Origin of the sequence: Nostoc sp. FACHB-892 (assembly GCF_014698795.1) — a bacterium.
Classification (GTDB): Bacteria; Cyanobacteriota; Cyanobacteriia; order Cyanobacteriales; family Nostocaceae; genus Nostoc.
This window is the reverse complement of record NZ_JACJTR010000035.1, coordinates 21,716-35,117: the sequence shown is the minus strand read 5'-3', so window position 1 is coordinate 35,117 and position 13,402 is coordinate 21,716. Positions and strand designations below refer to the sequence as shown.

The window sequence follows — 13,402 nt, the reverse complement described above, 5'->3', positions numbered from 1 at the left end:
ATTTTAGAGGTGTATTTTTAGGGGGAACTACAAAAAAAAGATACCAGCCTTGTTCTTAATTGCTCGTTGTGTGGCGTGGATCTGGATCGTACTTTCGTATCTTTATGAGCGGGTAAGTGCCTTACCACCCAAATCGGGAAAATTGACTTGCCTGAAGATGAAGCGATCGCATTAAAATTGAGCTTACCGAACACCAACAACAACTTTACTTTGGTAAATAAAGCCCGGTGCTATCATTGGGACGAGCGTGGGTGTAACGGCTAGTTTGGTTCAGCGATGAATGTCCCAAGGTTGCTTGCAGCAGCTGCACAGGTGCCCCCCGGTCTAAACTATGTGTTGCATGAGAGTGCCTCAGCCAGTGTGGCGACACATTACCAGAAATCCCTGCTCTTTTTGCAGATTCTGCAACAATCTTACGGATTCGCCGCTCACCTACAGCACCACCCTGGCGGCTAACAAACACGGGTGCGTCGGGACTATTATTGGTTCTTTGTGCCAGCAATTCCTGATAAATGCTTTTGGGGATTACCACGGTTCTGGTTTTCTGCCCCTTGCCGTAGAGTGTAACTTGTCCGTTGCCATCGCGCCCTGGTTGTACCGAGCGCCAGGTTAAAACAGCAATCTCACTCACCCTAGCACCAGTATAATAAAGCAGTTGGATTACTAGCCGATCGCGACCCTTTGGGGTCAGGGCAATCATTGTCATCACCTCTAACTCACTTAGAAGGCGTTCGGCTAACTTATCCTTGGGTTCGGGTAACGGTACTTCGGCGGCGACATTGAATTTTGTCCATTCCACTTTCAGAGCGAACCGCAGCAGACTTTTGATCGCCGCAAGTTTTCTGGCGCGGGTGGAGTTCTCATATTCCTTAGTTTCCAGATAATCAGCGAACGCTAGAACGTCGTTCATTGTTACTGTTCGCAAGTCCAAATCATTCAACTGTACAAGTTTTGGGCTTATACCTAGCACAAAGGCAATGAAATAACGGATATCTGTCTCATAAGAACGCCGGGTTGAAGGCGATCGCTTGCTACTCTTCCACAGCTCCACTATTTGGGCAGTGTTGGTAACATCTGCCATCCTCTGCACCGAGTTTTCTGCCCCTGGTGTTAGCATCGAGAGTTAGTTCGGTTCCTACATAAAATCCAATCAGCCTCTTACACAAAAAAAGATTGTTCCGAATGGTGTGTCCCTTTTTCAATTATCGATTCCAGGGGAGCAACATTTACTAAAATTTCTTAGACGTGAATTCACGCCTAAATCCTTGAGTTAACCAGTTCATCGTGTTAATACGTTTACCTCTGTAAATAAAAGAACTCACCTCCCCTATATAAAAACTGCCTCAATATGACCCAAAACGACCGTTCCTAGATAGATCCGATAACATTAGTTTTCGGATCTTAGGGCGTGAAACCATACATTTGTCGTTGGTCAGAGGATACCTCTATTACCATCCCCCCAGTCGATACCAGAACGATTTTCTGTTGATTTTTGCCCCAGACTTGTGTATACATTCGCTAACCTTGGAGAATGAGCGGCTGACAGCCGCCCGGACAAAACCCTTGAGCGGGAACACCAATAATATTAGTTAGTTCATGAAATCACGCCTCGATAGGCAACACCTCTTCATTCAGCAAGGCATAAAATTCAGGAACTTGAGATTCCACAAGTCGCAGCTCATTTGCCGCGACCGTCTCCAACTCCAACACCGTCTCCCAGCGCAAATCCTCAACCCATCGCTTAAGGATGCCCTTAATCGCCTCCACCCCCTGCTTGATACCAGAGCGTAGCATTTCCACGCAATGAAGTAGGGTAGTGCGATCGGTCGGAGGCGACTCAAATTCGGTAGTATCCTCCCCTTGGCAATGGGAGTTCCCTATAGCATCAAGGGGGGGTGTGGATACGGCCTGCTGATTGGGGTTTACATTATACGCAGCAGGGGTTTCGGCAGCATAATAGGTTCGGTTTTCTTTTTGATTACGCTTCGTTTCACGATGAGCAATTACATGCATTGCAAATTCCAATTGCTCTTTATCTAAAGAGAAAAGTTTCACCTGTTGACCCCGTTTACCCTGCTTACGGAAGGTCAGTTTTAGCCCCAGCTGCTCTACCATTGTGCCCAGCAACCAAATAGGCTTACAGTCACTGGGAATAGTAAACCCAAGAATTGCTTTAACGTGAGCAGCACAATGTATAGCGATCTCCCTCATCTTGAGTAAGGTGGTATCCGAGGCAGTAAATTCTTCACCCCTCACTAAACTTAAGAGAATCTGATGCAGCCCCAGGTTAAATCTAGCCAGCCACCGTGCCGAGTAATTGCCCCAGTCGATGCACAAAGGTAAATTGTCCCGCTCGGTGCGGTCTTTTTGGGTGACAATTGTTGGTGGGGTAGGATAAGTTTGCCCAGTTTTGGGGTCAGTAAACGATTCTTCGGGCGGGGCTAAAATTGCCTCAAGTCCAGCAATTGCTCTTATTAAGCGACCACCTTTATCCATTTCTACGAGTGATTCGGTTACTTCGATGCCGTAAGAATCAGAAATGCGGAATTTTTCACATTCAAAAATTTCATTAGGGTCAAGGTAATCTTTGCTCTGACGGGCACGGTACTCGCTCAAAGTAATATTCTTAGCCTTGGCAACAGCCGAATTGTGGGCACTATCCAAAGCTTGTGCTGCCGCTTTTAGACTTTCAAGGGATTGAGGATCTGAATCACTGCCCACACATATAAATGTATTGCCCATTTCTGTGAGAAGCGATCGCAGATCATCACGCAGATTATTGAGAGAATAGTGGCGGTTAGCCATAATTTGACAATAGGCATCTAAGGCCCAATCTTTCTCCGCTCCCCGCTTACCCGTTTCTCTGTCAATTCGCAACAGAAAAGCGGTCATTTCATTGGTTTGGAGCAAGCGCTCTTTAATCTTGGATGCGTTTGTATCCTTGTAACCAAAGGGAGGACGCGGGGCCACCCAAATATGAAACGGGACTTTTGGACGATAACGGTACAGTTGCTGGGCACACTCAGTAGCTGTCTGGCTTACGCCGTGAAAGACACCGAACACTAAATCAAAATGATACTCAGAAATATCGACACCAGTCCCCAGGCTAGGGGAAGTGAACAAGGCATCAAAGTTTTTGACGGCGTTGGTGATATCTTTGATGAAAGCGACATTCTCATCACTGCCAGAATTATCGGAATGAACCGACCAAATGCGCCATTTTTGTGGTATACGTGATTTTTCGGAGTTAGATTCTTCGTATTTGATAGTAAAGGATTTGTCGAGTTTTTTGATAAAACGCTTAGAATCACTTGCAACCATGACTTTCTCACCAAGCATCAGCGCTGCCGAGATTTGGGCGACTAGGGCGCTTGAATTATCCCCCTCATACCAATAAATTGTGCGTGAACCGTTCCGCCACTCGTTTTTGATAATGTAGGGGACTTCACCGAGTGGTCGCATTGCAAGAAAGAAGTCTACCGTCAGGTCATCCATGTGTGCATCAGCGATGACGACCAGTGGCGCATTGTATACTATATATTCCAGTACTTCTAGTATTGCTGCACGGTGCTGTTTGCAAGTATTACTGTGCAGTAGGTGGGTAAGGTATTGGCAGGCTTCATCTATAAATATGCAGCCGTAGGTGAGAGACTGAGTATTGAGTTTGTGCAAGCTGTCGATAGTAATACTAAGAGCTTGAGCCTGGGCTAAACCTGTGTAACCCAAGTCGGAGTACATCGCCGTCCGCAAGCGTTCGGCAAGATTTTTCAACAAATTTACGCGATGCCCATTGTTGAGAAATCTGGCATCGGGGTTTTGGTCACGCCACCAGCGCATAAGTTCAGTTTTGCCTGTACCCATGTCGCTCCAGAGTACGACTAGTCCTGATTTTGGGAAATTGAAGGTAGGGGATTTCTTCGATTTGTCTGAATCAACTCCGCCAGAATCGGTAGACTCCTTGTTTGGAGGATGTCCTTTTATAGATGGCGTGAAAAGTTGTTCCTTTTCAAGCTCATAAAGCTCAGGCACTCTCAAGCATTTTTCTTCAAGTTCAGGAATGCACAAAGCCTCAGAGAGATACTTGATATTAATAGTGACATCTGGTTTATATTTGCTTAGTCCCCATTTTTTAGCCCGATACGAGCGTTGGTAATCGGCAAGTGATTTGGCATCATCGATGATTGCAGTCAACAGGGCATTGGCATCTTCACCGCGACCAACCACAAAATCATCAACGCCTTTTTCTGGCCCCGGCAGTAATGCAACTTCACATTCACAACCAGCAGCTAAGATTGCTTTTGCAGTGCGGACAGTGGCTTGAAACACCGACCACCTGGTTTTAGCTTTTGTTTCGTAATCAAATAATATAATGAACTTGCGCCCCGCCTGAGTCATTGGTACTAAGTCAGGATGCAACCGTTCATCAAAATCTTGTTTGCCCACGCGCCCGTTCCAAATTCCCGGAAGTGCGATCGCTACAAACCCCAGACTCAGCAAGCAAGCGGCTTTCTTCTCCCCTTCGCATAATATTATCGGAATCTCTGGATGCTGTTTCACCCACTCCCAAAATATTAGTGGATTGAGTTGATCCAGCAAGCGCAATGCTAAAAGCGAATGATAGCGCTTAATTAAATAACGCTTTGCAACTTTGTCCCAGATGGGGTTAGCGACATCAAAGTAGGTAACGCGGTTGGGGGTTTTGGGCGGTGACTCGTATTTGACTGGTTTACCTGTTTGCCAATCAAAGCGCGGGAAGTTGGGCTTAATTCTTCCCCATTCCATCGGTTGCCAGTTTTTGAATGGGTCAAGTGACTGAATCCACGTCCCACCTAGTAATAGGTGCTGATACATTTTTATGTATCCATCCGTGACCCGACCCGCATTCTTGCGTGGGATTTTATCAGATATGAACAGGAAATCATAAACTGATTCTCCCTCTACATGGAAGAAGTTGGGCTTAATCAGCGCCGGATGAATGGCGCTACCAGCTAACAACTCATGGTATTCCGCTGCCGTGAGATTGTTTGGATATTCAGTTGGAGAGGCTGCGCCTGGGTCAAGGGTAAGGGGCAAAGGGGAAGGGGAGGAAGAATTTGTTAACTCTTCCCCATCCCTTTTCCCTTTTCCCTTTAACCTTTCCCCCGTTTTCTTAGGGGTATGGTTCATCGGTTCTCCCCTCGGAATTCCTTAGAGAGAACTCTTTCAAGCTGCGAAACCCTTGCTCTAGCCTGGATATTCCGAAAATTTCCCTTCGTCACAGCACAAAATTGCCATGCGAAAGCTGCACTCGACCCCATGCGCTCTACTACTGCGCTCTTGGGGCGTTCTTTATTTATCACAATATTTTCCCCTGATAACTCGGTTTACAAGCTTCAGAGGGGGTTGTTGCGCTGCTAAGGGTTTTTAACTACGAAATTCGGGTTTTTTCTTAATCAAACTTAATGTATCGCCCCTTTGAGGAATTTCAACAGCAAAAACTGCCACACGAAACTGGTACTTTTCGTGTGGTTTCTCGTATAATACAAGAAGCAGCGTGGACTTAATCTCTTTTGACCAGTTAGTGGAATCAAGTCGCCAAACTTTAACTACCACCGCTTTGGTTTTTGTGAGATAACCCCGCTCTGGAGTTATTTAGTTTTTTGCTCCTTGGACAAAGCGTTACTTCTTAAGTACGTTTTGTCCTTTAAATTTTGTGTTCCTCTATATTTACCTCCATCTTTTGTTCGTTCTGATCTTACAATGCCCTCTGTGTTTAAAGTTGTTTTGATTTTTGCTTTTGACCTCCACGTTTTTTAAGGATTCTTTTAGGGGTAATCGAGGGTTGGTAGCACCTCTGTGTAGGGTAGATTACCCTGCAATATTATGAAAAGCTTTTGCTTAAGATGCGACCGCTAAATTTGGCAAAGCATTGGATACACGCACCAATCCTTGTGGATCGGTTAAGATATACTTTTTAATTACTGGCTGGAGAGTAAAACTAATTTCTTTAGTAACTGGATTTTTACTGCTTTCAATCAATGATTGTTTTTCCAGATTTTCTAGTGCTTTAATCAACTCTAAAGTTGACACAGACGCTTTCTGTCTCTGCCTGATATCACTTAATAACTTGGCAAAGCTAATAAATTCTGTAGTTGAAACTATCTCCTCTGCTGTGTAAATCAGAATTTTTCGCTCAATTTCTGTCAATACGTGACCAAAAACATGATTAAGCATTGCTTCAAACTTACTACTGACAAGAGTTGTTGGGTTTTGAAAAAATACTTGTGTACTGCCAGAAAAAAAGTGATTAATTCTCTCAATTACTGCCTCTAGTTCCGAAGGATTACCACGATAAGTTTGAATTAATTGATGGCACTTTTCTGTGTCAGTCAATCCTTTTTCAGACAAAAACTGCATTGCCGCATCTTCATCTAAACCTTCAATTCTAAAAAATCGAAGAGGTCGCTTCGCTACTATCAGATCATTCAGCTCATCAAGCAGAATTCGATTAGTCAAGAGCAAACAGCTTTGATGCTGTTCTTCTACTAAACGGCGAAAAAATAGTCTGTAATCTAGTCGTTGCTCTAAATTTTTTGTCTGAAATAACGCTTCAGATTCATCTAGCACAACCAAGCAACGGCGTGATTGCATCTGCTTCAGCAACATTGTAATCATTGCTTGAGTATACTTAGGTGAGCTTGAGGGTGTTTCTAAAGGCTCAATTATATCTAACAGTTCGGTTACTAAATCCTGAAGTAGTGGTGCATGAGCAACTGATTTCCAAATCAAATAATCAAATCTAGGTTGAGATTCTGCACTAATTTCCGCTAGAAGTTTTGCCGCTAATGCAGTCTTACCGATTCCTGCTACTCCTACCAAGGATATACATCGCTGTTTAGCTATTAATTCTTTTAAAAGAGTTAGTTCCTTTACTCGTCCGTAAAAACTAGACACATCAGGTAGTTGTCCTCCCAGAACTTGTATTAAGTCGTTGGCAGGGAAGTTCGGCTCCTCTTTTGACGCAGATTGAGCATAATATTCTTCAGTAACTTGTTCCAAAAAATCACGCAGATTCTTTTTGCCAACCCGTTCGCCATTTCCAATAGTTTCAGAAAGCATATCCCACAATCGACGGGCTATGCCACCTTTTAAGTAGTTAGGACTGTAAGATGAGTTACTTGCTATTTCTTCATAGTCATTGTCATCCCACGCTCCCTTTATAACAAGGATTTCAGCCTCGGATAGATATCTACCTTTTTTGGCAAATACTAACTTATTTACTACAGCTAGGGCTAGTTCAAAAGTAACTTTTACCGTAAAAAGTACTTTTGGTGACTCCTGTCCTGTTTGGTTAAGGGAGGAGTGAGTAGGAGGCTGGAATTGCGATTCAGTACTAAAAACTGTAACCTTGTTAATCATTTTTACACAGTAAATGCCCGAAATGGGCATTTTTATAGATTAGGCTTAGTTTTAAGAGGAGATTGCATTGTATCAATCATATTTGATTTTTCATTTTATAGTTAATTTTTTTCAAAAAAGTACTATAGAAATTTCTAATGTCGGTTACTTACAATAAGAATTACTTTCGTAGACACATCCTGGATGGAGTACGGTCAGAGAAAAGAGGAAGATTAGCACTTACACTTAAGGCTATTTACTGAAATTGGCTACTGAATTTTCATTTCAGCTAAACAGTGAGTCTTCTAGTAAGTATGATACACAGTAATATTTGCTACTTAAATATATAAGTAATGCAGGTACTTATTGGTAGTATACATTGATGTTTAAAATGAGGCTGCCTAAAATTCTCAATTTATATGTTGTTCCATTGCGACAGCAGGGGGTAGTGTGAGGAAATTATTATGCATTAGGTTATACATACTAATACGTTATACATACTAAAATATGGGTTACTGTATCAACCCTCTTTGCAAACAACGTCAAAATCCCGATGACGTTAATCAATGTCTCTTCTGTGGGACTTCATTGCTAATTAACGACCGCATTTGTCTAGTTAAGCCATTAAGAGAGCTTACTGAAAACCCATTTAACTATACGGAAGTTTTTGAAGTGGACGATACCGGCACTCAATGGAATCCTGGGTGCAAGCGGCGAGTCATGAAAGTTTTAAAATGGAACACACCTAAGTTGGTTGATCTCATTGAGCGGGAATCTCTCACCTTACGGCTTATTGAACACCCATGCATTCCTAAAAGTACTATAGATGACTTTTTCACTTTTATTCCGAACAATAGCTCTCTAATATTGCATTGTTTAATCATGGATAAATTTGAAGGAGAAAACTTGGAACAATGGTTAGAGTCTAATGGGCGAATTTCACAATCCGTAGCATTACAATGGCTTCGACAGTTAGTTGAAATTCTTGATGAAGTACACCGTACAGAATTTTTTCATAGAGATATTAAACCTTCTAATATAATTCTTCAGTCAAGTGGACAACTTGCATTAATCGATTTTGGTGTAGCACGGCGAGTGACTGATACCTACTTGGCAAAAGTCAGTGGAAGTGGGGGATCTAACACAGGTAGGGGAGGACGATACGAAATTACATCTGTCAGTACACCTCGTTACTCTCCATTGGAGCAAGTTAATGGTCAAGCAGTACCTCAATCAGATTTTTATGCTCTTGGTCGGACTCTTGTGCAATTACTTACAGGCATTCAATTGATGGATCTGCCAATAGATAAAAAGACAGGAAACCTAATTTGGAGAGATAAAGCACCGCAGATTGACAATCCATTTGCTGATTTTATCGAAGAATTAATGGCTCCCTTGCCGGGGCAACGTCCGCAAACGACTAAAGTAATTTTGCAGCGATTGGAGGGCTTACCATTTAAATCAAAGATCAATCGAATAGTTAAATCGAAGCTATTTCTAATCAGTGCAGGCATTACGTTTGCTTTAACCCTTGTTGCCTTGGGATATGCATCGTTACCTGTGATAGCCAACAGTTACCTAAATCAAGGGAAGAAAGCTCACAAAGAAAATCGGTTTATAGATGCTGAGTCAGACTTTAACGCAGCGATTAAATATAATTCTAATTTAACTGATTCAGTATCAGAATTCTACTTTGACCAAGGGGACCGTCACGAAGACAAACCTGAACTTGCTAGAAAAAATTATGAATTAGCCATCAAATTTAACCCTAAAAATGTGAGTGCTTATAATAATTTGGCATTAATATGTCAGGAAATGTATGATTTAAGTTGTATTGAGAGTACTTACCAAATAATTTTTAAATTACAGCCTAAAATGTGGGAAGCTCGTTATGGTCTGGGAAGCTTTTACGATGACCACGGAAAATATGATTTAGCAGAGCAAGAATATAAATTGGCTATACAGAGTAGTGAACAATCAATTCCAGCCGTTAATAATCTATCAAGGTTGAAGAATATAATAGGTGATTATAGTGCAGCAGAAGCTTTAGCTTTGCAAGGGTTACAAAAAGGTAAAGACCCTGAAGTACAGGCTTCGTTGTACAAGAATTTGGGCTGGGCGCTTTTAGAGCAAAAGCGTTACGCTGAAGCTAAAACTAATCTACAGAAGTCGACGGAACTAGATCCAGAGCGAACAGATGCTTATTGCTTACTAGCACAAGTGCAAGAAGCATTGAACATAAGAAGCAAAGCTAAAATGTATTGGGAATTTTGTTTAATATTAAATTCAAGTCTGCCAGAGGTTCAAAAATGGAGAGAGCAAATATTAGAGCGTGTTTTGAACAAATATTAATCTGGTATTGCTGTCTTAAACTTTTTTCTGCTATTAAAATCCTATATGCTAAAAACTAGCAAATAACTACATAAGTACTTTTGATGCTAAATCATTCCATATCTAAACCAACTAATGGATTAAAGAAAAAAGTTTTCAGATGTCAAGTTGCAGTGATCGCGTCAATAATTCTTTTTTTTAATGAGAGTAGTGTATTGGCCCAACTCCAGCCTATAGCAAGACGCAATTCATTAAATTCATTAGAGCGAAAGTGTGATTTTATTGCCAGAGTTGTCAATGATAATGATCTCGGCTGGCGAGCAGGAAGCAAACTTTGTGAGGGAGATAAACTTCAAGTAGCAAATGGAAGCACAGTTAAGATTTTGTGCTACTTGAATCTAAAATTTCTGGATTTACCAAGTGGCTCTATCTCAAATGCACCTGACAAATGTGTACCACAAGCAGTGAAAAGACGATGCACACCTGCCACTCGAAATAAATGTCCAAAAACTAAAGGGCCAGGTGATGAGAACGGTACACCAACGGTAATTAGTCCCTATGGCAGTTCGATTTTAAATTCTCGTCCAGTAATCTCTTGGTATTCTGTCGCTGGAGCTGATAATTACACAGTAATTGTCGAGGGTAATGGTGTGAACTGGGAAAAAGAAGTAAAAACCGCCACGCTTCTATATCCTAAAGAGCAAAGAGAATTGCAATATGGGAATGCTTATAAAATTACCGTTATAGCTAGTAAGGGTGACTTTCCTGTGAGCGCCGATACATCAGTAGTCAATTTGTTGCCAGAGAGTGATCTTAAACAGATTTTAGAAAAGGTAGAGCAAATTAACTCTCTCAACCTACCTCCAGATGAAGCTGCTTTTTTAGACTTAGATGCTGTATATATGTCAAAAAGGCTTTTGAATGAAACAATCAATACGTTAAAGAAACGAGTGGTAGCAGGTAGTAGCAATCCGACTCTCTACAGAATATTAGGCGATCGCTATTTAGAGGCATGGTTGCCAGATGAGGCTCGTCGTGAATATGTGATGGCAGCGCAGTTAGCCCAAAGTAGTGGGAGCTTAGATGAATTAGAAAAGGTGGAGGAGCGCCTAAAGTTGTTTGAAAGTCTTCAACAACTGTAAGCAAGTTGTCCCAAAGTAGTTCAGAGCCAGCTTCCGACTAGAACAAAAGCCGCCCAGTAGTAAGGATGAGTGTAATCAGGATTTGACAATAAACTCAATTGTGCTTGACGCAGTGCCTCTGCTTTAGGTACACCCTTTCTCAGTTCTTTGTAAAATTCGCTCATAAGCTGAGTGGTAGAATCAGTATCTACTAGCCATAATGTTGCTAACGTACTTCTTGCTCCTGCTTGTGCGGCTACTCCAGCAATTCCTAATGTTGACCTTTTATTACCCTTAGCGGTTTGACAGGCACTTAAAACTAATAACTCAATCCCGTCTACATCAGCTTGAGTTTTATTTCTTAATAATCTATCAAACTTTAATACATTGATTGCCTTCTCATAGGCTAAAATTACCGTCCGATGAGGATCTGAACTAAATTGAGCATGAGTTGTCAAATGAACAATTGGAAAATTGACCGTACTCAATTCTTTCTCAAGCCGAGGGCTAGTAAAATTTTCATTTAGTAAGGTAGTGGAAAAAGTAGTTTGTTTTTTAATATCTGCTACTTCTTGTTCTACTCCTGGTAGCGCTTTCAAGTCTTTAGGAGCGTTTGGATCGTTGAAGCTGGGACTAACTTTAGAGAGTGCAGCAATGAGAACTTTGAACTGTTCTTTAGATAAAGCTTTTGGTTGGCGAACTCTAGACCCTAAAGTAACTGCAATACTGTAGTTTTGGAACAAATAATCTTTCCCATCATGCAGCAAAGCCATCGGCAAGCTTTGGAAAGATTTGTCCAAAGTGAATACCAGTGTTCCTGACAATGGCAAATATTTCTTGATAGGTACAATCAGCAAGCTATAGAGTGCTTGAGAAGGTTGAAGAAGCACCGATTCATCAGTATTAACAAGTTTCTTATCTTGTAAATTCTTTAATAGATTCTCGATATGCTCTTTAACTGTCTTTGAATCAACAGAATGATGATGAAGAGATTTATCAGGGGATTGAACGAGTATTTCTATACGACTACCCAAATCAACAATGTGAATTACTGCTGGAGCACTAGGTAAGTTTTGAAGCTCGTTTAAAGCTACAAGATCGAGTTTGCCACACTTGAGATAATTCTCTAACTCTGCTATTTGCAGCCGTTCATTTGTTTGAATAACTTGCTCCAGATTTGGATTAGGAGATGCTAGAAGCAATCGCATATAATCGCGATAAACAGGTTCTACCTTTTCCGAGAAAGAGAACTGTAAATCTGCGTTGCTTGCTAAAAGACTATCACGAAGCTTACTTAAGTTATTAATCGCTGCACTATAAGCTTCAAGAGCTTGTTTAAACTTTCCTTGTTTCTTGTATAAATTTCCTAACTCCTGCTGCCATTGATACGCAATATCCCAAGCATGAATTGATTGTGCTAAACTTGAAGCTTCTGTAAAATATTTTTCTGATTGCCCTGCTTTTAATCTACCCAAAGCGCCAAAACTGTATGACTTCAGCCGCTCGTTGTTGGTACTTTTAGCCGTTTGTAAAGCGGATTCAGCGTATTCAAGAGCTACTAAATGCAATTGATTACCTGGTAGTTGATTCAGGTTCAGGGCAAAATTCAATTTTGTATAAACAGAATGACTAGCCGACAATTGAGAAAATGCTGAAGAGTTTTTCAGCACTAAGTTTACACAAGGCTGAATCTGTTGAGTAATTTTAGTATGAGTATTAGCTAGTTTTGTGTTACCTGCTCTGGACTCCGCTATTAACCATTTTTCAAAATCTAACAATAAGCTCAACTGATGTAATTGAGCTAGCAGTTGTGTCATTTGAGGAATTCTTGGCGTATTCTGTACCTGTTGATAAATGTCAATTGACTTGAGCGCCTCTTGCTGAATCAAAATAACGATTTCTTTCTTGAAAGTAGGCTCCTCTACTTCGTAGTATTTATTTCGCGCTTGTTGGTAAATAGCTTGCTCAGTATTGCCCAACGAGAGCATAACTCCGCTAGTGTCAGTAGAAGATACCTGTCTAGCAGTGAAAAATATTTTTTCCAAAACTATTTTTGATTCATCTAGCTTACCAATTGTACGTAATACATCTCCCAGGTTATGCCATGCCAACAGATTTAGAGGCATTAGCTTTTGCTGCTCAATTGCTGCTGTCAGTAGTTTTGTTGTAGATTCAGTAGATTGCTCTGACGGAATGGCGCAAATATCAGCATCCGCGTTTAACTTTAAAGCTTGCAAAAGTGTACTGCAAGCCCGACGATTTAAACCTAAAGCTTGTAAGGCAAGGTTTTGGTTGATTAAGCTGCCAGTAACGCCCTCTTCATAGTGAATTTGACGATAGAGTTTTGTGGCTGATTCCCAATCTTGAAGCGCTTCTGCTGCTCGACCTTCATCAAGATACTTTTTCCCTCTTTGGATCAACAGTTGCGCCTGATTGTGTTTTTGTAATTTTTTATTTGTAGCGTAAACAGGAGAAAGAAATGCTTTGCTCTCAACTGTAGATAATCCTAAAATGCTTAGAAACAAATACTTGATCCAAATTCGACGTTTAATCATCGTTTTGTGATCTTTTTA

Annotated in this window: 7 protein-coding genes; 2 read left to right on the top strand and 5 right to left on the bottom strand. The window is 41.2% G+C overall.

The features are described from left to right. Positions 1–205: 205 nt before the first annotated feature. From H6G96_RS30110 to H6G96_RS30095, 4 genes are all read right to left on the bottom strand, one after another. Complete coding sequence (locus H6G96_RS30110) at positions 206–1,117, bottom strand: tyrosine-type recombinase/integrase (protein WP_190916426.1); 912 nt, start codon at positions 1,115–1,117, stop codon at positions 206–208. A gap of 485 nt (positions 1,118–1,602) precedes the next feature. Then, positions 1,603–5,166, bottom strand: a complete 3,564-nt coding sequence (locus tag H6G96_RS30105; protein ID WP_242063445.1) for a plasmid replication protein, CyRepA1 family — start codon at positions 5,164–5,166, stop codon at positions 1,603–1,605. A 237-nt stretch (positions 5,167–5,403) separates the two neighbouring features. Continuing rightward, the gene (locus H6G96_RS30100; protein ID WP_190916424.1) at positions 5,404–5,592 is read right to left on the bottom strand and encodes a hypothetical protein; all 189 of its coding nucleotides are present in this window, start codon (positions 5,590–5,592) and stop codon (positions 5,404–5,406) included. Positions 5,593–5,877: 285 nt separating this feature from the next. Next, entirely contained in the window at positions 5,878–7,398 is a 1,521-nt protein-coding gene (locus H6G96_RS30095; RefSeq protein ID WP_190916422.1) for an NB-ARC domain-containing protein, read from the bottom strand. Positions 7,399–7,884: 486 nt separating this feature from the next. Between H6G96_RS30095 and H6G96_RS30090 the strand changes: the two genes are divergently transcribed. Both H6G96_RS30090 and H6G96_RS30085 read left to right on the top strand, forming a co-directional pair. Continuing rightward, positions 7,885–9,729, top strand: coding sequence for a serine/threonine-protein kinase (locus H6G96_RS30090; protein ID WP_190916420.1), 1,845 nt, complete (start codon positions 7,885–7,887; stop codon positions 9,727–9,729). 194 nt (positions 9,730–9,923) lie between these two features. Further along, positions 9,924–10,850, top strand: a complete 927-nt coding sequence (locus tag H6G96_RS30085; protein ID WP_190916418.1) for a hypothetical protein — start codon at positions 9,924–9,926, stop codon at positions 10,848–10,850. Positions 10,851–10,870: 20 nt separating this feature from the next. Here H6G96_RS30085 and H6G96_RS30080 read toward each other — a convergent pair whose 3' ends face one another. Further along, positions 10,871–13,384 (bottom strand): CHAT domain-containing protein, encoded by a 2,514-nt coding sequence (locus tag H6G96_RS30080; RefSeq protein ID WP_190916416.1) that lies wholly within the window; start codon positions 13,382–13,384, stop codon positions 10,871–10,873. Positions 13,385–13,402 lie beyond the last annotated feature (18 nt).

Coding starts and splice junctions, on each gene's coding strand:
- H6G96_RS30095 (WP_190916422.1), bottom strand. CDS start 7,398: ATGATTAACAAGGTTACAGTTTTTAGTACTGAATCGCAATTCCAGCCT.
- H6G96_RS30105 (WP_242063445.1), bottom strand. CDS start 5,166: ATGAACCATACCCCTAAGAAAACGGGGGAAAGGTTAAAGGGAAAAGGG.
- H6G96_RS30080 (WP_190916416.1), bottom strand. CDS start 13,384: ATGATTAAACGTCGAATTTGGATCAAGTATTTGTTTCTAAGCATTTTA.
- H6G96_RS30090 (WP_190916420.1), top strand. CDS start 7,885: ATGGGTTACTGTATCAACCCTCTTTGCAAACAACGTCAAAATCCCGAT.
- H6G96_RS30110 (WP_190916426.1), bottom strand. CDS start 1,117: ATGCTAACACCAGGGGCAGAAAACTCGGTGCAGAGGATGGCAGATGTT.